Origin of the sequence: Streptomyces sp. NPDC127100 (assembly GCF_042724095.1) — a bacterium.
In the GTDB taxonomy this organism is placed as follows: Bacteria; Actinomycetota; Actinomycetes; order Streptomycetales; family Streptomycetaceae; genus Streptomyces.
In genome coordinates this window covers 43,910-64,801 of record NZ_JBHXFL010000035.1, presented here as the reverse complement: position 1 = coordinate 64,801, position 20,892 = coordinate 43,910, and the positions used below count along the sequence as shown (strand labels likewise).

General features: G+C 73.2%; 18 protein-coding genes and 1 pseudogene. 12 read left to right on the top strand and 7 right to left on the bottom strand.

What is annotated here, in order from left to right; all coding sequences use genetic code 11:
- Positions 1 to 8: 8 nt before the first annotated feature.
- Both ACFWJB_RS26560 and ACFWJB_RS26555 read right to left on the bottom strand, forming a co-directional pair.
- On the bottom strand, positions 9 to 749 hold the full coding sequence (locus ACFWJB_RS26560) for a class I SAM-dependent DNA methyltransferase (protein ID WP_386925282.1): 741 nt from the start codon (positions 747 to 749) through the stop codon (positions 9 to 11).
- A 19-nt stretch (positions 750 to 768) separates the two neighbouring features.
- Positions 769 to 2,220 carry a purine-cytosine permease family protein gene (locus ACFWJB_RS26555; RefSeq protein WP_386925280.1) on the bottom strand — a complete coding sequence of 484 codons (1,452 nt, stop codon included), beginning with the start codon at positions 2,218 to 2,220 and terminating at the stop codon, positions 769 to 771.
- Positions 2,221 to 2,288: 68 nt separating this feature from the next.
- On the opposite strand from ACFWJB_RS26555, the gene ACFWJB_RS26550 reads away from it, so the two are divergent.
- From ACFWJB_RS26550 to ACFWJB_RS26525, 6 genes and pseudogenes are all read left to right on the top strand, one after another.
- Positions 2,289 to 2,930: a TetR/AcrR family transcriptional regulator gene (locus tag ACFWJB_RS26550; RefSeq protein ID WP_385465047.1), complete on the top strand. Its 642-nt coding sequence runs from the start codon at positions 2,289 to 2,291 to the stop codon at positions 2,928 to 2,930.
- Positions 2,931 to 2,950: 20 nt separating this feature from the next.
- A complete protein-coding gene (locus ACFWJB_RS26545) occupies positions 2,951 to 4,576 on the top strand; it encodes an amidohydrolase (protein ID WP_386925278.1) in 1,626 nt (541 codons plus the stop codon).
- A gap of 78 nt (positions 4,577 to 4,654) precedes the next feature.
- Positions 4,655 to 5,353 carry a type 1 glutamine amidotransferase gene (locus ACFWJB_RS26540; protein ID WP_385465053.1) on the top strand — a complete coding sequence of 233 codons (699 nt, stop codon included), beginning with the start codon at positions 4,655 to 4,657 and terminating at the stop codon, positions 5,351 to 5,353.
- A gap of 231 nt (positions 5,354 to 5,584) precedes the next feature.
- The gene (locus ACFWJB_RS26535) at positions 5,585 to 6,532 is read left to right on the top strand and encodes a hypothetical protein (protein WP_386925275.1); all 948 of its coding nucleotides are present in this window, start codon (positions 5,585 to 5,587) and stop codon (positions 6,530 to 6,532) included.
- Positions 6,533 to 6,860: 328 nt separating this feature from the next.
- Positions 6,861 to 7,664 carry a hypothetical protein gene (locus ACFWJB_RS26530; protein ID WP_385465059.1) on the top strand — a complete coding sequence of 268 codons (804 nt, stop codon included), beginning with the start codon at positions 6,861 to 6,863 and terminating at the stop codon, positions 7,662 to 7,664.
- A gap of 58 nt (positions 7,665 to 7,722) precedes the next feature.
- A pseudogene (locus ACFWJB_RS26525) lies at positions 7,723 to 7,914 on the top strand (hypothetical protein); the annotation flags it as partial.
- 61 nt (positions 7,915 to 7,975) lie between these two features.
- Here the strand turns inward: ACFWJB_RS26525 and ACFWJB_RS26520 are convergent.
- On the bottom strand, positions 7,976 to 8,260 hold the full coding sequence (locus ACFWJB_RS26520) for a hypothetical protein (protein WP_386925273.1): 285 nt from the start codon (positions 8,258 to 8,260) through the stop codon (positions 7,976 to 7,978).
- A 261-nt stretch (positions 8,261 to 8,521) separates the two neighbouring features.
- Here ACFWJB_RS26520 and ACFWJB_RS26515 point away from each other — a divergent pair, with 261 nt between their 5' ends.
- Complete coding sequence (locus tag ACFWJB_RS26515) at positions 8,522 to 8,974, top strand: hypothetical protein (protein WP_385465064.1); 453 nt, start codon at positions 8,522 to 8,524, stop codon at positions 8,972 to 8,974.
- Positions 8,975 to 8,994: 20 nt separating this feature from the next.
- On the opposite strand, the gene ACFWJB_RS26510 is transcribed toward ACFWJB_RS26515, so the two are convergent.
- The gene (locus ACFWJB_RS26510; RefSeq protein ID WP_386925271.1) at positions 8,995 to 11,379 is read right to left on the bottom strand and encodes a glycoside hydrolase family 65 protein; all 2,385 of its coding nucleotides are present in this window, start codon (positions 11,377 to 11,379) and stop codon (positions 8,995 to 8,997) included.
- Positions 11,380 to 11,412: 33 nt separating this feature from the next.
- Positions 11,413 to 13,797: a phosphoketolase gene (locus ACFWJB_RS26505; RefSeq protein WP_386925269.1), complete on the bottom strand. Its 2,385-nt coding sequence runs from the start codon at positions 13,795 to 13,797 to the stop codon at positions 11,413 to 11,415.
- A 599-nt stretch (positions 13,798 to 14,396) separates the two neighbouring features.
- Here ACFWJB_RS26505 and ACFWJB_RS26500 point away from each other — a divergent pair.
- Entirely contained in the window at positions 14,397 to 14,651 is a 255-nt protein-coding gene (locus ACFWJB_RS26500; protein WP_386925267.1) for a hypothetical protein, read from the top strand.
- Positions 14,652 to 14,724: 73 nt separating this feature from the next.
- On the opposite strand, the gene ACFWJB_RS26495 is transcribed toward ACFWJB_RS26500, so the two are convergent.
- Entirely contained in the window at positions 14,725 to 15,003 is a 279-nt protein-coding gene (locus tag ACFWJB_RS26495) for a metal-sensitive transcriptional regulator (protein WP_385465076.1), read from the bottom strand.
- A 75-nt stretch (positions 15,004 to 15,078) separates the two neighbouring features.
- Here ACFWJB_RS26495 and ACFWJB_RS26490 point away from each other — a divergent pair, with 75 nt between their 5' ends.
- From ACFWJB_RS26490 to ACFWJB_RS26475, 4 genes are all read left to right on the top strand, one after another.
- Entirely contained in the window at positions 15,079 to 15,726 is a 648-nt protein-coding gene (locus ACFWJB_RS26490) for a TetR/AcrR family transcriptional regulator (RefSeq protein WP_385465079.1), read from the top strand.
- Between the two features lie 98 nt (positions 15,727 to 15,824).
- The gene (locus tag ACFWJB_RS26485; RefSeq protein ID WP_386925300.1) at positions 15,825 to 17,399 is read left to right on the top strand and encodes an MDR family MFS transporter; all 1,575 of its coding nucleotides are present in this window, start codon (positions 15,825 to 15,827) and stop codon (positions 17,397 to 17,399) included.
- A 354-nt stretch (positions 17,400 to 17,753) separates the two neighbouring features.
- Positions 17,754 to 19,388, top strand: coding sequence for a ribosomal protection-like ABC-F family protein (gene abc-f, locus ACFWJB_RS26480; RefSeq protein ID WP_385465082.1), 1,635 nt, complete (start codon positions 17,754 to 17,756; stop codon positions 19,386 to 19,388).
- A gap of 55 nt (positions 19,389 to 19,443) precedes the next feature.
- Positions 19,444 to 19,896 (top strand): flavodoxin family protein, encoded by a 453-nt coding sequence (locus ACFWJB_RS26475; protein WP_385465086.1) that lies wholly within the window; start codon positions 19,444 to 19,446, stop codon positions 19,894 to 19,896.
- 58 nt (positions 19,897 to 19,954) lie between these two features.
- Here ACFWJB_RS26475 and ACFWJB_RS26470 read toward each other — a convergent pair whose 3' ends face one another.
- Positions 19,955 to 20,887 carry a M56 family metallopeptidase gene (locus ACFWJB_RS26470; RefSeq protein ID WP_385465089.1) on the bottom strand — a complete coding sequence of 311 codons (933 nt, stop codon included), beginning with the start codon at positions 20,885 to 20,887 and terminating at the stop codon, positions 19,955 to 19,957.
- Positions 20,888 to 20,892: the final 5 nt, after the last annotated feature.

Sequence of the window (20,892 nt, the reverse complement as noted above, 5' to 3'; positions counted from 1 at the left end):
GGGCCCGGTCAGCCGGCCGGCTTCTCCCAGACCGACACGTGCCGGCGGCTCTCATGGGTGAAGGGGGACCGGTCCCAGTCCTCCCACCGGTCGCGCAGGCGCAGCCCGGCGAGCCTGGCCATCAGGTCGAGCTCCGAGGGCCACACGTAACGGAACGGGACGGACGTGTACTCGGCGCTGCCGTCGACGAGGGTGACGTAGTTCGAGCTCATCGCCTGGGTCACCGTGTCGTACGTGTCGAACGCCCACCCCGTGGGGCCGATGCGGAACGGCACGGCCGTCTGCCCCGGCGGCAGCAGGCGCAGCTCCGGCACGCCCACCTCGACGACGAAGCAGCCGCCGGGTCCGAGGTGGTCGGCGGCGTTGCGGAAGCAGGCGACCTGGGCGTCCTGCGTGGTCAGGTTGTTGATGGTGTTGTAGACGAGGTAGACCAGCGTGAACGTGCCCGGCACGCGGGTCGTCGCGAAGTCCCCGATGGTGGCCCCGACGGTGTCGCCGCCCGGCTTGGCGTGCAGCCGGGCGGTCATGGCGCGGGACATGTCGATGCCGTGCACGGGGACGCCCCGGCGGGCCAGCGGCAGGGCGATCCTGCCGGTGCCGATGCCCAGTTCGAGGGCCCGTCCCGTCCCGGCCAGCCCGGCCAGCAGGCCGACCGCGGGATCCACCGCGTCGGGCCCGAACATGTCCGCCGACGACTCGTCGTATCGCGCGGCGACGCTTTCCCCGAAGTACCCGTCCTCGTCCGGCATGCCGGGACCGTACCTCCGGTCAGGCCGTGGGTGCCTGTGATTTTCCGCCGCGGGTCAGGGCGGCGTACAGCAGTGCGGCGACGACCATGCCGACGGGGAGGGCGAGGTCGATGCCGCCGAGGGCCCGGGCGATCGGGCCGGTGTAGAGGGTGTTGACGCACAGGGCGGCGACGGCGACGCCTCCCGCGAGCGCCAGGGCGCCGGCCGGGTTGACGCCGGCGGTGTACCAGAAGGGGCCGCCGGCCGACTCGTCCATCAGGGCAGGGCCGTCGTAGCGGTTGCGGCGCAGCAGGATGTCGGTGGCGTAGACGGCCATGGCGGGGCCGAGGAGGACGACGGTGAGCTGGAGGACGTTGCTGACGGTGTCGAGGAAGTCCGAGGCGAGGAGGCCGTACAGGGTGAGGGCGACGGCGGCCGTGCCGTCCGCGAGGACGCTGCGGGCGCGCGGGATGCGCAGGCCGACGGCCTGGAGGGCGAGGCCCGCGCTGTAGGCGGTCAGGGCGTTGATGGCGATGGTGCCGAGGACGAGGGCGAGCAGGAAGACCGGTTCGAACCAGCCGGGCAGGATGGTGCCGAGCCCGGCCTGCGGGTCGGTCATGTCGACGGCGGTCGCGGCGAAGGCGCCGAGGGAGCAGACGACGACGCTGGGCAGGATGCCGCCGAGCGCGGTCCAGCCGATGATCGACCCGGCGGACGTCGTACGGGGCAGGTAGCGGGAGAAGTCGGCGCTGGTGGTGTAGGAGAGCGGGCCGGAACCGACGAGGGTGACCCCGGCGACGAGCACCGACCACAGGTCGAGGCCGGTGAGCGGCTCGGCCGGTACGTAGGAGAAGTCGGTGTCCCCGAAGACGTGGAACGCGACGACGGCGAACGCGGCGGTGAGCGCCAGGGTGATCGGGAGGTACAGCTTCATGATCATGGCATGGCCGTAGACGCCGATGGCCAGGGTGAGCGCGGCGATGACGACGACGACGGCGACCTTGACGCCGGTGCCGGCGGTGAGGCCGGTCTTCTCCACGAGGGCGAAGGCTGCGGTCGCGGCGGCGGCCAGGTTCAGGGCGAAGTAGCAGACGGAGATCAGCCAGCCGACGACGGCGTTGTTCACGCGGTTGCCGCGCACCCCGTACATCGCCCGTGTGATCACTTCGCTCGGTGCGCCGGCGGCCGGGCCGGATATCGAGAGCAGGCCGGTGAGGAGCCAGAACAGGTTGCCCACCACGATGACCGCGAGCGCCTGCCACAGGGTCAGGCCCATGAGGACCAGGGCTCCGCCGATGACGAGGCTCAGATAGTTGACGTTCGCCGCGGCCCAGACGGAGAACAACTGCCGCGGGTGGCCGTGACGTTCGCCGTCGGGGATGTGATCGATGCCGTGGGCTTCGACACGGCCGGCCCGCTCCGGCGAGGGCGCTCCCTCCTTCCGACGTGGGGCGGTGGTGCCGGTCTGCGGGTCGGGAATCGTGGACGCCATAGGGCTCCTCCGGGTGCTGGTAACCCACCTGCTTGCTTGTTGGTCGCACACTCAATAGCATCGATTCCATGCCGTCAACCGTTCCGAACAAGCGAATCCGCAAAACTCCTGCCGCCAGACGTGCGGAAATCGTTGCCGCGGCCTCCCAGGTCGCTCTGACCGAAGGACTCGAGTGCATCACCCTGCGGCGGATCGCCGAGGAGCTCGACGTGCGCCCGGGACTGATCAGCCACTACTTCCCGGCGGTGGAGGAGCTGGTGGCCGAGGCCTACGGCGACGCCGTCGCCGCCGAACTCGACGAACTCCTTCCGGTCGACCGGGCCGGCGTCACGGCGACACAGCATCTGACGCGCTTCTTCACGCGGACCAGCGGCGAGGCGTTCGACGACATCAGCCGGCTCTGGCTCAACGCCCGTCACCTCAGCCGCTACCGGCCCGTCCTGCGTGCCCGGGTCGCCGTCCAGGAGGCGGCCTGGCGGGACCGGCTCGAGGCGCTCATCCGCGACGGCGTCGAGCTGGGCGAGTTCCGCACCGGGGATCCGATGGTGGCCGCCGTCCAGATCCTGGTCGTCCTCGACGGCCTCGGCATGCTCGTCAACAGCGTCGACACCGGCGACGACCCGCCCGTGGTGAGGCGCCTGCCGGTCACCACCGCGGAACGCGAACTCGGCCTGCCCGCCGGCACGCTCGCACCCATGGACGACAACTGACCCGCACTCAAGGAGCCCTTGTGCGCACCTCTCTCATCCTGCTCTCGGCCCGTCTGCTGGACCCGGTCACCGGCGGGTTCCTGCCGCAGACCGCGCTGGCCGCCTTCGACGGGCGCATCACCGCGCTCGGCGACGATCAAGAGATCCGCGCCCTCGCGGACGCCCGGACCACGGTGATCGACCTCAAGGGCGCCGTGGTGACACCCGGTCTGGTCGACGGGCACATCCACCCCGTCGGCGGCGCCGACATGACCCACGGCCTCGACCTGTCGGGCTGTACCGACCTGGAGCAGGTGCGCGAGGCGCTGGCCGGCGCGGTGCGCGACCTCGCCCCCGGCGCGTGGCTCCAGGGCTGGGGCCTCGACCCCAACGTCTTCGCGGGGCGCCCGGTCGGGGCGGCTCCCTTCGAGGCCGTACTCGACGGTGTGCCCGCGTTCCTGATGCTGTTCGACGCGCACTCCGCGCTGGTCAGCCGGCGCGCGCTGGAACTCGCCGGGGTTGCCGGGCCGCGCACCTTCGCGCAGGCCACCGCCGAGGTGGTGTGCGACGCGGAGGGCAGGCCCACCGGGCTGCTGCTGGAGGACGCGGCCTGCGAGCTCGTGGAACGCCTGCTGCCCCGGCCCACGCGCGAGGAGCGCCGCGACCGGCTCGCCGCCGCCCTGCGCGCCATGGCCGCCACCGGTCTGACCGGCGGCCATGTCATGGACGCCAACGGCGACAGCCTCGCGCTCTTCTCCGAGCTGGACGCGGCCGGGCGCCTGCCGCTGCGGCTGCGGGTGGCGCCCTGGTGCCAGCCCGGCACGGACGCCGAGGGCGTGCGTGCGCTGATCGAGGGGCAGGGGGCGGGCGGCAGGCTCTGGCGGACCGCGGGCGTCAAGATCTTCATGGACGGGACCGTGGACAACGGCACGGCCTGGCTGGAGCAGCCGGACTGCCACGGCGAGTCCCGGGACGCGTTCTGGCCGGACCCGCAGGAGTACACCCGTATCGTCGGCGAGCTGCACCGGGCCGGTGTGCCCACGGCCACCCACGCCATCGGTGACGCGGCGGTACGTCATGTCCTCGACGCCGTCGAGAAGGCCCGGGCGGGCGGCGGGCACGGGGTACGGCACCGGGTCGAGCACATCGAGACCGTCCCGGACGACACCGTGCGCCGGTTCGCCGGGCTCGGGGTGGTCGCCTCGATGCAGCCCACCCACTGCTGCGACTTCACCCGGGCCGACCACACCGACAACTGGTCGCGCCGCCTGGGCGAGGAGCGGGCCTCGCGTGCGTGGCGCTGCCGCGATCTGCACGACGCCGGTGCCGTCGTCGTCCTCGGCTCCGACTGGCCCATCGCCCCCTACCCGCCACTGGGCGTGATGGCGGGCGCCCGCCACCGCCGGCCCACCCGCGACCTCGCGGGTGCGCCCCACGGCCCGGAGCAGGCGCTCACGGCGCTGGAGGCGCTGCGGGGCATGACCGCCAACGCGGCCTACGCCGCGGGTGAGGAACACGAGGCCGGCCGGATCGCCGTCGGTCACCGCGCCGACCTGACCGTCCTGGCCGCCGATCCGCTGACCGTCGCGGCCACCGAACTGGCCGATGTGCCGGTGCTGCTGACCGTCCTGGACGGCGACCCGACGCATCGCGCCGCCGGGCTGTGACATCCCCCGAGGGTTGGCCACCGGCGCCGTGCGGGCAAGGGGCTGGTGTCCGGGTGCGGTGAGCGGGAGGTGGGCGGTTTGTCACGGCTGCTGGTGGTGCAGAACGGCCCAAGCGGCGGGCCGGGCCGGTTCGGTGGCTGGCTGACCGCGGAGGGGCTGGCGCTGGACGTGGTGCACGCGTACGCCGGGGCGCCGCTCCCCCGGCGCCTGGACCACGCGGGCGTCATGGTCCTGGGCGGCGGCTACCTGCCCGACGACGACCTGGGCGCCCCCTGGCTGGCGTCCACGCGCGCGCTGGTCGCCGAGGCACTGGAGCGGGGTGCCCCCGTGTTCGGGATCTGTCTCGGCGGCCAGTTGCTCGCGCACGTCGCGGGCGGCACCGTCCGGGGGCGGTACGGCGAGCCGGAGATCGGCAGCACACCGCTGAGCCTGCGCCCGGAAGCCGCGGCCGATCCCCTGTTCCGGGGGCTGCCGGGGCGGGTGAGCGCCGTCGAGCACCATGTGGACGCCGTCACCGCCCTGCCGCCGGGGGCGTCCTGGCTGATGGAGAGCGAGCGGTGCCCGTACCAGGCGTTCCGGGTCGGTGACCGGGCGTGGGGTGTGCAGTTCCACCCGGAGGCGGACGCGGACCGGGTGCGGTCGTGGGACCCGGAACGGATCCGGGCCCTGGGCATGGACCCGGCGGAGCTGTCCCGCCGGGCGGAACACGACGATCCGGCGGCCACCGAGGTCTGGCACGAGGTCGCCCGACGCTTCGCCGCGGTCGTCGGGGAGTGAGCGCACCCCTCGGGCGGGAGCCGGGCTCGCGGCGTTCCGTCCGGGTGCGGACCCCCCCCCACGGGCGGTCATGCGTCCGGTGCCGGACCTCGGCATGCCACGGTGACGGGCGCGTCCCGACGGGGTGGGACTCCCGTGCGGGCCCCGCCCGGGTCGCGGGGCGGCCGGTGCACCCGTAGACAGGACGTACGGGCACGGTCGGCGGGAACGTCCGAGTGGAGGCCGAGGAGCATGCAGCGCAAGGGCGGGCGCCGGCGGGACGCGGGCGAGCAGGACGTGGAGGCGGTTCTCGACGAGCTCTACACCACGCCGCCCCCCGACTTCGTCTCCCGGCGCGAGGAGAGGGCCGCCGCCGCGAGGACGGCCGGGCGCGCACAGGACGCCCGCCGCATCCGTGCCGCACGCCGGCCCACCCGCGCGGCCTGGGCGGCGAACCTGCTGCTGCGCTCCCGGCCCGAGGAGAGCCGGCGGTTCCTGGAACTGGGCCAGGCGCTGCGCGAGGCGCACCGCACCCTGGACGCCGCCGGTCTCAAGGAGCTCTCCGCACAACGCCGGAGCGTCGTCACCGCCCTGTCCCGGCAGGCCGCCCAGCTCGCCGCCGAGGCGGGGCACCACCTGCCGGAGCCGGCCCTGCGGGAGGTCGAGGGGACGCTGCGCGCGGTCCTCGCGGACCCGGACGCGGCCGGCCGATGGGCGGACGGCCGCCTGGAGGGCTCACTCACCCCGCCGTCCGACTTCCCCGCCGGCACCGCCCCCGCACCGGTGGAGACCGCACGGGCACGGCAGCCGTCCCGGCCGGCGGCGAAGCACACCCCGGCCGGGAAGCGGGGCGGCGACGAACTCGCCGAGCGACGCCGCAAGCGGCAGGAGGAACTCGCCCGGGCCCAGGAGACCGCGCAGGCCGCGGAGCGCCGTGCCGATGAGCGCCGAGCGGCACGGACGGACGCCGAGGAGACACTGCGGCGGGCACGCGGCGACCGGGACCGGGCACGCGCGCAGGTGTCGCTCGCCGAGCGTCAACTGCGTGAGGCGCGGGAGGAGTTGAAGCGTGCCGAGGCCGAGCGGCGGGACGCCGAGGAACGGAACCGGGTGACCGGTGAGGAACTGTCCGGCGCCGAGCGGGAGGCACGAGAGGCGGCACGGCACATGGAGCGGTTGGCCGCCCGCGTGCGGCGGTAGGGTCCGACCGTTTGCTCTTGAGGTGTGGGGCGTCTGATGTCTGTGTTCCGAACACCCGCGCGACAAACCGGCTTCGGGCCCGCCCCGGAGGGGCACTGAAGGCGTCGATGCACTGGTGAGGCGTACCGCGGTGCGGTCCTGACGTGGTATACCGGCCCGGCAGCCAACATGCGAACAACAGGCGCCGCCGTCCGTACCATTCGGGTGTCGGCGCAGTCGGCAGCGGTACCCAGCACTCCGCCGAACGGACATGACCCCCATGTCCCACGACTGATGTCCCGCCGCCTTCCCGTGCCTTCACGGCCGCGAATCGAGGAGAGTCAACACCATGTCCGAGAGCACACCGCAGACCGCCACCGAACTCGCGTCGCAGTACAGCGTTCAGGTGGCGAGCGACCTGGAGCGCAACGCCAAGGAGCAGGAGCGCATCAGCGGGGAGATCACCGACCTGCAGCAGCAGCTCGCCGCGCTGCAGCACGACCACGCCCTGCTGGTGAACATGCAGCAGGCGCTCGGCGTCACCACGCCGCCGGTCCCCTCGGCGACCGACCCGGCGCCGGTGCCCGCCCCCCGTGACAGTGCCGCCGCCGAGACGGCCGCCGCGAGCGGGCGCACGCGGAGCGGCAAGGCCGGTACCGCGGCCAAGCGCTCCGCGGTCACGAAGCCCGCCACCAGGTCGGCCGGCAAGCCCGCCACCAAGTCCGGCGCCAGGCCCGCCTCGAAGTCGTCGGCGAAGCCGGGCGGCAAGTCGTCCGCGAAGGCGGCCGGAAAGCCGGCGGCGAAGAAGTCACCGGCCAAGCCCGCCTCCTCCGCGACCGCCGTCTCGTCCGCGTCGCCCTCGTCGGCCGCGAAGCCGGCCCAGCCCACCCTGGTCGAACTGGTCCGCAAGCACCTGAGCGAGCAGAAGGAGCCGCGCTCCGCCGCCGAGGTGACCACGGCGCTCGGCCAGGCTCACTCCGACCGCACCATCAAGACCACGGTCGTGCGCACCACGCTTGAGGGACTCGTCGCCAAGAACCAGGCCCAGCGCACCAAGCAGGGCACCTCCGTGTACTACACCGCCTCCGACGCGCCGGAGCCGAAGCAGGCCGTCGCGGCGACGGAGCCGGCCTCCGACCGGAGCGACGACTGACCCGGCTCCCCGCTCGGCACCGCGCGCGGCCGGGGCGAAACGGGGTGAGGATCGGTGGATGGGTGTTGTCCTGCCGGTGCTCTTCGCTCTCGTCGCCGCGTTCAGCAACGCGCTGGCCACCGTGTTGCAGCGGCGGGCAGCACTGAGCGTGCCGCAGACCCGGGGGTTCCGTCCGGGTCTCCTCCTCGACCTGCTGCGGCGGCCGGTGTGGCTCGGCGGCATGCTGGCCGTCGTCGTCGCCGGGGTGGGACCGAGACATGACCCGCCCCGCGCGGCCGGCCCGCCGGGCCCCGTCGTCCACCGGTCACCGGTCACCGGCAGAACCCGTACGCCTGCTCCAGCCATCGGTGCAGGGCCACGTGCACGCTGCCGGGGAGCTCACTGAGCCGTTCGATGGCCGCCCGGTCGCCGGCGGAGGGCGCGATGCCCGCCGCGGTCAGGAGGGCGAGCAGGTCCAGGCGGCGCAGGTCGACGGGGTCGATGCGGCAGGGGACGCGTGCGGCGGGGTCGGGCGGCTGGAGCAGGAAGTCGCCCTGGGTCCCGGGGCGGCGCGAGCGCGTCGGGTCGGCTGCGGTCGGGACGTTCATCGTGTGCATACCGCTGTCCTCCGGTGGGTGGGTCGCCGTTCTCGACGGCATGAGACACCCCGGCGGTGAGGGCGGTTGCGGACAGCCGCGACGACCACACGGTGGATGCAATCGGCGCGTTATCGCACGAACGCCGGCCGCGATGGGTGCCCGCCGGCCTCGAAGGTCATGGCCTCCCGGCATTGCTCCGTACGAGTGGTGCATTTCCGGACATGGTCGTACCGTCGGTACGAACGAAAACAGGCGACCCCGAGACGGCCGGGAGCAGACATGGGCAGAAACCCGATGAGGGCGGCGGTCACGCTCTGCGCCGCCGCCGCGCTCGCACTACCCCTGGGTGCCGCTTCGGCCGCCCCGCCGGCGGAGCAGCCCGCGAAGCGGCAGGTCCAGGACCCGGTGCTCGTCGACTGCTCGATGCGGGGCGACGTACGGCCGGCGGCGTTCGTGCTGGCCTGCGGGGACGGCAACAGCCGTCTGACCTCACTGCACTGGACCCGCTGGGACGCGAGCGCCGCGCTCGGGACGGGGTCCAACGCGGTCAACGACTGCAAGCCCTACTGCGCGGCCGGAACGTTTCGTTCGTATCCGGTGACCGTGCGGCTGGACCGGCCCGAGGCCCGGGCGGACGGTTCGGGAGAGCAGCACTACACGCGGCTGACGCTGACCTACACCGACGGCAGGCCGGAGGGGGCTCCGCGCGTGGTGACCTACCCTCTGGGCTGACCGCCGACCGACCGGAGTGATCAGCCGGGGAGCACGAGCCGGCTGGTGTCCCCCGGCTGGATCTGCACGGCGCGGTCCGGCAGCCGGACGTCGATCGGCGGCAGGTCCGAGGCCGGCACGGCGATCTCCAGATGGCCGTGCTCCAGCCGGAAGCGCACGCCCCAGTGCCCCTGGTAACGGATGGAGAACCCGTACGACGACAGCTCCGGCAGGGGCACCGGGTCCAGCCAGAGGGCGCCGGCACGGGTCTCCAGTCCGGTCAGACAGCGCTGGATCAGGTCGAGGGTGCCGCCCATGGCGCCGAGGTGGATGCCCTCGCCGGTGGTGCCGCCCTGGAGGTCGGCGACATCGCCCCTGAGCGCCTCCTGGCAGAAGGCCCACGCCTCTGCGCGGCGGGCCCGGGCCAGGACCCAGCCGTGGACGAGTCCGCTGAGGGTGGAGCCGTGGCTGGTGCGGGCCAGGTAGTGGTCGACGGTGCGGCGCCAGGTGTCGTCGTCCAGGTCGTGGCCCAGCCGGCCGAGGAGCGCGCGGAGTTCGGCCGGGGAGAACAGGTAGCCGAGCATCAGGACGTCGGCCTGTTTGGACGCCCGGTAGTTGTTGACGCTGTCGTTCTCGGCCTCCAGGATGCGGTCCAGCCGCCGGATGTCGCCGTAACGCTCCCGGTAGCCGGCCCAGTCGAGTTCGGCGAGGTCGCCGTAGCCCTCGAACTGGCTGATGACTCCCTCGTGGAAGGGCACGTGGAGGGTGCGGGAGATCTCCTCCCATTGCTCGAGCTCGCCGCCGTCCAGCTCGGTGCGCTCGGCCAGTTCGCGTCGGCGGGGCTCGGGGAGGGAGTTCACCGTGTCCAGGGCGCGGGTGAGCACCCAGGACGCGGTGACGTTGGTGTAGGCGTTGTCGTCGAGGCCCGGTTCCGTGGCGCCGGGATAGGCCTCGTGGTACTCGTCGGGGCCGACGACGCCCCGGATGCGGTGCCTGCCCAGGCGCTCGTCCCAGGTGGCCGAGTCCGCCCAGAAACGCGCGATCTGCAGCAGCGTCTCGGCGCCCTTGGTGTGCAGGAACTCGGCGTCGCCGCTGGCCTCGCAGTACTGCCACACGTTGTAGGCGATCGCCGAGCCCACGTGGTGCTGGAGGTGCGAGTGGTCCGGCAGCCAGCGGCCCGAGCGGGGGTTGAGGTGCAGTTGCTGGGTCTCCTCGCGGCCGTCGCTGCCGCTCTGCCACGGGTAGAGGGCGCCCCGTCTGCCGATCGCGCGGGCGGAGGCGCGGGCCCGTTCCAGGCGGCGGTGCCGGTAGTGCAGCAGGGCCCGGGAGACCTCGGGGAAGTGCAGGTTGAGGTAGGGCAGGACGAACAGCTCGTCCCAGAAGACGTGCCCCCGGTAGGCCTCGCCGTGCAGCCCGCGGGCCGGTACGCCCACGTCGAGGTCGGCGGTGTGCGGGGAGAGGGTCTGCAGGACGTGGAAGAGGTGCAGGCGCAGGATGGCTCCGGCCTCGCCGGGGACCTCGAGGCGGGCCCGGCGCCACAGCAGGCCCCAGGCGGTGCGGTGGCCGGCCAGCAGTTCGTCGAATCCGGGGGCGTCGGTCACCCGGTCCACGGCGGCCTGCAGGGGGTCGCTGATCGCCGGGTCGCGCGAGGTGTGCAGCGCCACGACCTTGTCGACGGTGGCGGTGCGGCCCGGCTCGAGGCGCAGGGTGACGCGCTGTGTGGCCCGCAGGTGCTGCCGCCCCGGGGTGACCGGTGTGCCGGCCGACGTCCGGGCGGCCATGCCGATCCGGATGTCCGAGGTCCGGGTGCGGCAGCGCAGCCACACGATGCCGTCGCCGGCGTCGCCGGTGTGCACGTGGGTCAGGTGGCGGCCGGCGAGATCCCGGTAGCGCGGGACGCCCGAGTTGGTGACGTCGCCGTCGAGGGCCGCCACCACCTCGAGGTCCGTGCCGGCGCCCGCCACCGTGAACTCCGTGCGCAGGGCGGCGAGGTGGGGGTCGGCCATGTGCACCACGCGCAGCTGGCGCACGGTCAGCACGAGTCCGCCGCCGAGTGCGAACCGGGTGTTGCGTTCCAGCACCCCGGAGTCCAGGTGCAGGGTCTGCCGGTGCTCCGGCACCGGTGCGGTGTCCGGCGTGAGCCAGTCCCCTCCCCCGGCCCGGAAGGACAGGGGCAGCCAGTTGGGGAGGTTGACCATGTCCTCGTTCTCTACGTGCCCCACCTCTCCTCCGGCGACGGTGGAGGTGAGCCGGTTGTAGCAGCCGGCCACGTAGGTGCCGGGGTAGTGCACGTCGTCCGCGGTGCACTCGGGCAGCGCGCCGCGGGTGGCGAAGTAGCCGTTGCCCAGCGTGCACAGGGACTCCCGCAACCGCTCCTCCGCGGGATCGTAGTGGACGTAGTCCCAGGTGAAGGCGATCGCGGTCACGGGTTTCCCTTCCCTCGGCGCCGGGCGCGGCGGTCAGCCGTCCCAGGACCAGTCGGCGACCTCGGGCAGGTCGACTCCGTGTTCCCGGATCCAGTCGTGGTGGCGCAGCCGGGTGTCCTCCATGCGCTGGCGCACGGCCGCCGCGCGCACGGCGAGGCCGGGCACCCGGTCGATGACGTCCATGACCAGGCGGTAGCGGTCCAGGTCGTTGCCGAGGACCATGTCGAAGGGCGTGGTGGTGGTGCCGATCTCCTTGTAGCCGCGCACGTGCAGGTGGCCGTGACCGGTCCGGCGGTAGGCGAGGCGGTGGATGAGCCAGGGGTAGCCGTGGTAGGCGAAGATCACCGGCTTGTCGGCGGTGAACAGGCCGTCGTACTCGAAGTCGCTCATGCCGTGCGGGTGTTCCCCGCTCGGCAGCAGCCGGGCGATGTCGACGACGTTCACCACGCGCACCGCCAGTTCCGGCAGGTGGCGGCGGATGAGCTGGGCGGCCGCCAGCACCTCCAGGGTGGGCACGTCGCCCGCGCAGGCCAGCACCACGTCCGGCTCGCGGGTGCCGTCCTCGGTGCCGGCCCAGTCCCAGATGCCGGCGCCGCGGGCGCAGTGGACGCGTGCCTGCTCCATGGTCAGCCAGTCGAAGCAGGGCTGCTTGCCCGCGACGATGACATTGACGTAGTCGCGGCTGCGCAGGGCGTGGTCGGCGACGGACAGCAGGGTGTTGGCGTCCGGCGGCAGATAGACCCGTACGGCTTCGGGGCTCTTGTTGAGGATGTGGTCGACGAAGCCGGGGTCCTGGTGGGAGAAGCCGTTGTGGTCCTGGCGCCACACATGGGAGGTGAGGAGGTAGTTGAGTGAGGCGATGGGGGCGCGCCAGGGCAGGCGGCGGGTGACGCGCAGCCATTTGACGTGCTGGTTGACCATCGAGTCGACGATGTGGACGAACGCCTCGTAGCAGGAGAACAGTCCGTGCCGGCCGGTGAGGAGGTAGCCCTCCAGCCAGCCCTGGCAGGTGTGTTCGGAGAGGATCTCCATGACCCGGCCGTGCCGGTCGAGATCCTCGTCGACGGGCAGGGCCCGTTCCTGCCATGCCTTGCCGCTGGCGGTGTAGACGGCCTGGAGGCGGTTGGAGGCCGTCTCGTCGGGGCCGACGAGGCGGAAGTCGCGCCGGTCGGCGGTGGCGGCCATGACGTCCGCCAGCAGGTCGCCGAGGACCCGGGTCGGCTCGTGCGTGCTCGCGCCGGGCTTGTCGACGGCGACGGCGTAGGTCTCCAGCGGCGGCAGGGGCAGTTCGCGCAGCAGCAGTCCGCCGTTGGCGAAGGGGGTGGCGCCCAGCCGGCGCGGTCCCTCGGGCACGGCGGCCAGCACGGCGGGGCGCGGGGCTCCGGTGGCGTCGAACAGTTCCTCGGGGCGGTAGGAGCGCAGCCATTCCTCCAGCTGGCGGAGGTGCTGCGGATTCGTCCGTACGGCGGCGAGCGGGACCTGGTGGGCGCGCCAGGTGTTCTCCACGGGCAGGCCGTCGACCTCGGCGGGGCCGGTCCAGCCCTTCGGGGTGCGCAGGACGATCATCGGCCAGCGGGGGCGGTCGCCGGCGCCGTCCTGGCGGGCGGCGCGCTGGATCGCGGCGATGCGGTCGAGGCAGGTGTCCATGGCCCGGGCCATCGCCCGGTGCACGGCGGCGGGATCGTCGCCGGTGACGTGGACGGGGTCGTGGCCGTAGCCGCGCAGGAGTTCGTCGAGTTCGTCCTCGGGCAGGCGGGCCAGGACCGTCGGGTTGGCGATCTTGTAGCCGTTGAGATGGAGGATCGGCAGGACGGCGCCGTCGTTCACCGGGTCGAGGAACTTGTTGGAGTGCCAGGACGCCGCCAGCGGGCCCGTCTCCGCCTCGCCGTCGCCGATCACGCAGGCGACCACCAGGCCGGGATGGTCGAAGGCGGCGCCGTAGGCGTGCGAGAGCGAGTAGCCCAGCTCGCCGCCCTCGTGGACGGAGCCGGGGGTCTCGGGGGCGACGTGGCTCGGCACGCCGCCGGGGAAGGAGAACTGCCGGAAGAGCCGGGCCATGCCGTCCGCGTCCCGGGTGATGTCGGGATAGGTCTCGGTGTAGGAGCCCTCCAGCCAGGAGTTGGCGAGGACGGCCGGCCCGCCGTGGCCGGGTCCCCAGATGCACAGGGCGTCCAGGTCGCGGGCCTTGATCACCCGGTTCAGGTGGGTGTGGACGAGGTTGAGGCCCGGCGAGGTGCCCCAGTGGCCGAGGAGGCGCGGCTTGACGTGCTCCGGGCGCAGCGGCTCGGTCAGCAGCGGGTTCGCCATCAGGTAGATCTGGCCGACGGAGAGGTAGTTCGCGGCGCGCCAGTGGGCGTCCAGGGTGGCGAGCTCCTCGTCGGGGAGTTCGGGTGGCGCCTGCTGCGTGTCGACGGACATCGGGGGTCCTTTCCGTGTCGGGACAGCGGTCGGGCCGGGTGGGCGCGGTGCCGGGCGGCGCGGGTGGCGCTCTGCACATCCCAACCCTGTGCGGACCGGGCGGGTACCCGACAGGGCCATTCGGGTCACGTCGGTTCCCGAACGGAGGCGGAAGCGGCCTCCGGGAACGTCGGAACAGCGGTTGGCGCCAATCGGTGATCATGGTCTTGCGGTCGGGAACATCCGTGTCGGACCGTGCGCCGAGCCTTCGGCCGGGGCCTCGCTGCCGGGCTGTCGACCACAGACGCGCGGAGCGCGCCCGGAACCCGGCCAAGTGGGCGTGCCACGCCCGGGAGTCACTGTTCTCCCGCTGGCTCACGTGTCACAGCGGGACGCTGACGGCCCTTTACCGTGCCGTCGCTGCTCGCCGCCGTGGCGGCCGCGACGGTGGCGGGACGCTTCCGGTTGCCGGCCGCGCTGGTCGCGGCGCAGACCACCGACTGGCCACCGCCCTGCGGCAGGCGAAGAACACGGACTCCTGGGACTCCCTGGACCGGCGCTTCCGGCCGCTGTGCGCGGACTGGGCACAGGTCGGTGTCTCCGAGGTGGTCTGGTTCCGGGTGCCCGACCCGGACATCGGGGCCGACTGGCACGCGACGGCCGCGCGCGCCGCGGACGGCAGTCGGCGGTGCGCACAGGCGCTGGACGCCCGCGACCGGCCTGCGTTCCTGACCGCGCTCCGGCAGTTGGTCGGCGCCGGGAACTGCGCGGCGAAGGTCAACGCCCGCATCGACACCCTGTTGCGGGACAGCGGCCGTCGCGGCACCGCGCACCGCCCCGTGGAGAACCCGGCCTGTGCGCGCGTGGCGCAGTGACCGTGCGCTCAGCAGCAGCATGTCGTCGCCGAAGACCCTTCACGGGCCAAGGGCGCGGCGCGCGGCGGGAGGGTCAGGCCAGGGAGAGGAAGAGCTTCTCCAGGCGCGCCCGCATCTGCACGGAGTTGCGCACCTCGGGGTCGTCACTGGTCATGCACTGCTGGAGCCCCGTGGCGATGATCGAGAAACCTGCCCGGTCCAGCGCCCTGGAGACCGCGGCGAGCTGCGTGACGACGTCCTCGCAGTCGCGCCCCTCCTCTATCATCCTGATGACCCCGGCCAGCTGCCCCTGGGCACGCCGCAGCCGGTTGAGCGCCGACTTCAGCTCCTCGGCCGACATGTCGAGTTCCACGCTTCCTCCTCCACATACCCCTGTGGGTATGGTACCGCGTGGGCAAATTTTGCATGGCGTGCAGGTTTGCATACCATGCAACTTATGTCGGAGAAGAGTGCCGCCGGGGGCGGTCTGCGGGAGCGGAAGAAGCGGGCCACACGGGCCGCTCTCACCGAGGCCGCGGTACGCCTCGCCGCCGAGCACGGTGCGGACAAGGTCACCGTCGAGGCGATCAGCGCGGCGGCCGGCGTGTCCGTGCGGACCTTCTTCAACTACTTCGACACGCGCGAGGACGCCTTCGTCGTCCTCGACGCGGACGCGGGCGCCCGCATGCGGCGCGCCATCCTCGACGCACCGGCCGGCCTCCCCCCGCTGGAGGCCCTGCGCGAGGCCATGGCCGCGGAACTCGCCGAGGCGGAGCAGCAGCACGAGCTGTGGCGGCTGCACGCCGAAGTGCTGCACGCCTCGCCGCACCTCCTGGCCCGCGGCGTCGGGGCGCACATCGCGGCGGAGGCCGACCTGGCCGACGCCCTCGCCGTGCGTCTGCGCGGTGCCCCCGGCGACGGGGAACGGCCCGCGGACCCCGGGCTCTACCCGCGGCTGCTGGCCGCGGTGGCGTCCGCCGCGGTGCGCACCAGCGTGGAGCACTGGTCGGCCCACCAGCACGAGGCCGCCTTCCTGGACGTGTTCCACCAGGTGTTCAGCCTGCTCGCCGCCGGCCTTCCGGCGCCTCCCGCGTGACCGCAGCGCAGGACGATCGCGACACCCACCCCACCATTCACCCCGAAAGAGATGCCGTGACCGCAGCTCAGGCGCCCGACGACGCGCCTCCCACCTCCATGACCCACCGGCAGATACTCCAGGCCATGTCCGGCCTGATGGCCGGCATGTTCGTCGCGATCCTGGCCGGCACCGTCGTCTCGAACGCGCTTCCCACGATCATCGCGGACCTGGGCGCCAGCCAGTCCTCCTACACCTGGGTCGTCACGGCGGAACTGCTGGCCATGACGGCGACGGTCCCCCTGTGGGGCAAGCTGTCCGACCTCGTCAACAAGAAGCTGCTGCTCCAGCTCTCGCTGAGCCTGTTCGTCGTCGGCTCGCTGCTGGCCGGCTTCTCCCACGGCGTCGGCCTGCTGATCTTCAGCCGGGTCGTGCAGGGCATCGGCGCGGGCGGTCTGACGGCCCTCGCGCAGGTCGTGATGGCCACCGTCATCCCGCCCCGCCAGCTCGGCAAGTACGCCGGCATCTTCGGTGCCGTCTTCGCCGTGGGCACCGTGGCCGGTCCGCTGGTCGGCGGTGTGCTGGTCGACACCTCGTGGCTGGGCTGGCGCTGGTGCTTCTTCATCGGCGTACCGTTCGCGCTGCTCGCCATCGCGCTGCTGCAGCGCACGCTGCGGCTGCCGACCACGCGGCGCGAGGTGCGCATCGACTGGCTCGGCGCCTTCCTGATCGTCGCCGGTGTCTGCGCGCTGCTCATCTGGGTGTCGCTGGCCGGCAACGAGTTCGGCTGGGCCTCGTGGCAGACCGGCGTCCTCACGGGCGGTGGCGTCCTGCTGCTGGTCGCCGCGGTCTTCGTCGAGGCCCGTACCGCCGAGCCGGTCATCCCGCTCGGCATCTTCCGCAACCGCACGGTGACGCTCACGACCGTCGCCAGCCTTCTGGTCGGTGTCGCCATGTTCGGCGGAACCGTCTTCCTCTCCCAGTACTTCCAGGTCTCCCTCGGCAAGTCGCCGACCGTCGCGGGCCTCATGAGCCTGCCCATGATCTTCGGCCTGCTGGTGTCGTCCACCGTCGCCGGCCAGGTGATCAGCAGGACCGGCAAGTGGAAGCGTTACCTGGTGGCGGGCGCGCTGATCATGTCCGTCGGCCTCGCGCTGCTGTCCACGATCGACGCCGGGACGCACTTCGGTCTGCTCAGCATCTACATGGCGGTGCTGGGCGTCGGCGTCGGCATGCTGATGCAGAACCTGGTCCTGGCCGCGCAGAACGACGTGGCCGCCGCCGATCTGGGCGCCGCGACCTCCGTGCTGTCCTTCTTCCGGAGCATGGGCGGCACCATCGGCGTCAGCGTCCTCGGCGCGATCCTCGCCAACCGGGTCACCAGCGAGATGACCGAGGGGCTCAAGGCGGCCGGCGTCACCGCGCCGGCCGGCGAGGGCTCGGGCGGGAGCAGCGTGCCGGACATGTCCACGCTGCCCACCCCGATGCGGTCGATCGTCGAGCACGCCTACGGTGTCGCCACGGCGGACCTGTTCCTGATCGCCACGCCGTTCGCCCTGCTCGCGCTGGTCGCGGTCGTGTTCCTGAAGGAGAAGCCGCTGAAGACCACCAGCGGCATGGAGCGGCTCGCCGAGGAGTCCGGCGGGACCGCCCCCGAGGTCGCCGACAAGGGACCGGCGGCACCGGTCGGCTGAGCCGCCGGCCGCACCGTGCGACGGAGCCGCCCGCCCACCCGGGCGGGCGGCTTCCGCGTACCCGGAGAGAGGCGGACAGGACCGTCTCCGCCCGGCGGCGGCCCGTCCGGGCGGGCGAAAACCACCGCGCCCCGGCGTGAGGAGACTGTTAGGCTGGCGAAGACGTTGATGGCGTATCGAGAGGTCCCGGACATGGTGGGTGACGACGACATCTGCGGGTGATACCCCGCACCGACGGCCACAGGCAGGCGCACAGGAGCGCCGCCGCGGTGGCCGCCTTCGTCGTTCCCCTCTCCCTGTCTGTCCCGGGCGGGCGCGTCCCTTCCCCCGCCCCTCTCCTCAGCGAGGTCATCCATGTCCGACGCCGCCGTCGTCTGCTCGAACCTGTCCTTCTCGTGGCCCGACGACACCCCCGTCTTCGAGGACCTGTCCTTCACCGTGGGCACGGGCCGCACCGGTCTGGTGGCCCCCAACGGCTCCGGCAAGAGCACCCTGCTCAGGCTGATCGCCGGGGAACTGCGGCCCGGCGCCGGGTCCGTCACCACCACCGGGACCGTCGGCTGGCTGCCGCAGACCCTCCCGCTGACCGGTGACCTCACGGTGGCGGAGGTGCTGGGGGTCGCGGCCGTGATCCGCGCCATCGACGCCGTCGAGTCCGGAGACGTGGCCGAGGAGCACTTCACGGCCATCGGCGACGACTGGGACATCGAGGAACGCACTCGTGCCCAGCTCGACCGGCTCGGCCTGGGCGACCTCGCCCTGGACCGGCGTCTCGGTACCCTCAGCGGCGGACAGGTCGTCTCCCTCGGGCTCGCCGCCCAGCTGCTGAAGCGGCCCGACGTGCTGCTGCTCGACGAGCCCACCAACAACCTCGACCTGGACGCCCGGCACACGCTCCACGACGTGCTGTCGGACTACAAGGGCTGCCTGCTGCTGGTCAGCCACGACCGCGCCCTGCTGGACCGCATGGAGCGCATCGCCGAACTCGACCGCGGTGAACTGCGTTTCTACGGCGGCGATTTCACCGCGTACGAGGAAGCGGTGCGGGCCGAGCAGGAGGTCGCCGAGAAGAACGTCCGCAACGCCGAGCAGGAACTGAAGCGGGAGAAGCGGGAAATGCAGCAGGCCCGGGAGCGGGCCGAGCGCCGTGCGAGCAACGCGGCCCGCAACCTCAAGAACGCCGGTCTGCCGCGGATCTTCGCCGGGAACATGAAACGGGGCGCGCAGGAGTCCGCGGGCCGGGCCGGGCAGACGCACGCCGGCCGGGTCGGCGAGGCGAGGGCCCGGCTGGACGAGGCGGGACGCGCGCTCCGCGACGACCAGCGCATCGTCCTCGACCTGCCGGACACCGACGTGCCCGCCGGGCGCACCCTCTTCCTCGGGGAGCGGCTGCGAGTCCGGCTCGGCGACCGGGAGGTGTTCGCCGGCGAGGGTGTCGACCTGACCGTGCGGGGGCCCGAGCGCATCGCGCTGACCGGCCCCAACGGCGCCGGCAAGAGCACGCTGCTGCGGCTGCTGAACGGCGACCTGGAGCCCGGCGGGGGCACGGTCGGGCGGGCCGACGGGCGCGTCGCGTACCTTTCGCAGCGGCTCGACCTGCTGGACGGGGACCGCACGGTCGCCGAGAACTTCGCCGCGTACGCCCCCGAGCGGCCCGAGGCCGAGCGGATGAACCTGCTCGCCCGGTTCCTCTTCCGGGGCGCCCGCGCCCATCTGCCCGTCCGCGTGCTGTCCGGCGGCGAGCGGCTGCGGGCCACCCTCGCCTGTGTGCTGTGCGCGGAACCCGCCCCGCACCTGCTGCTGCTGGACGAGCCGACCAACAACCTCGACCTGGTCAGCGCGGCGCAGCTGGAGAGCGCCCTGAACGCCTACCGGGGTGCCTTCGTGGTGGTCAGCCACGACGAGCGGTTCCTGAACGGGATCGGGGTCGACCGGTGGCTGCGGCTGGCCGACGGCACCCTGACGGAGACGGCGGCCCCCGAGGTGTGAGCCGGCCCGCGGTGCCTGTTGCGGCCGGAGGGTCGCGGACGGCAGGCTTCGGGGTGTGGCCACTTTGCTGATCGTGCATCACACCCCGTCGCCGAACTGCCAGGCGATGCTCGAAGCCGTCGTGTCCGGAGCGACCGCTCCGGAGATCGAGGGGGTGCGGGTCGTCCGGCGTGCGGCGCTGGCGGCCACGGCCGTCGACGTGCTGGAGGCGGACGGATACCTGCTGGGCACCCCGGCCAACCTGGGCTACATGTCCGGCGCCCTGAAGCACTTCTTCGACCAGGTCTACTACCCGTGCCTGGACGCCACGCGGGGGCGGCTCTTCGGCTACTGGGTGCACGGCGGCAACGACACCACCGGCGCCGTGCGCGGCATCGAGTCGGTGACGACCGGCCTCGGCTGGCAGCGCGCCGCCCCGGCGGTGACGGTGGCCGGTGAGCCCGCCAAGGCCGACCTGGAGGCCTGCTGGGAGCTGGGGGCCGCGCTCGCCGCCGGGCTGATGGACTGACGCGGCGGCGCGGCCGGCGTGCCCGGGTACTGGATCACGCCGTCACGCCGCGGTTCCGTCAGAGGGGCGTCGCGGCGCGGAGGACGAGGAACATCGTGACGGCCGCGTTCGCGGAGGACATCGCCGACACGGCCGTGCCGGCCGCCGCGCCCCACACCGCCAGCCCCACCGAGGTGAACACCGAGGGCCTGGTGCGGGGCGTCGGAGCGGGGCCGAGCAGGGCCGCCACCCGGCGCGGCACCGGCCCAGGTGCCGCGAGACCGGCGAGGGTGGCGACCGGGGTGCCCCGGGAGACGAGGGCCGCCTTGCCGATGGCGGTCGCCACCGCGCGGCGGTTGCCGACCGTCCGGGCCGCCTCCTCGTCGGCCCAGCGCTCCGCCGTGTAGGACACGGCCGTACGCAGCGGCCGCAGGAACGGGTTGGCCAGCGCGGCGAGCCGTACGGCGAGCAGGAACCGGTGGTGACGGGCGGCCAGATGGGCCCGCTCGTGGGCGAACAGCGCCCGCCGCTCGGCCGGTTCGAGGCAGTCCAGCAGGGCCGTGGTCACCACCACCCGGTCCCTTCGCCCGCCGGGCAGCGCGTACGCGTAGGGCACCTCGTCCGGCAGGACGGCCACGGACGTGCCCGGCAGCCCGGCCAGTGCGCGGTGGGCGCGGCGGCGCACCCGGCCGTGGCGCCACAGGGCCCGGGCTGAGGCCACGACCACCGCGCACAGCGCGGGGATCGCCGCCTTGCCGGCGACCTCGTCGTAGGGCACCGCCGCCCGTACCTCCGGGTCCGACCAGCCGTCGGGCAGGGGATTGCCCGGGAGCTGCGCGGTGCCGACCACCATCAGCAGGGCGAGGCACACCGTGCTGCACAGCGCCATCACCGCGGCCACGGCGGTGAGCAGCCTGGTCGCGGTCCGGGGATGCAGGTGCTGTTCGGCCAGGCGCGCGATCGGCCACGCGGTCAGCGGCAGGACGAGCGGAAGGAAGACGAAGACCCCCATGAGGC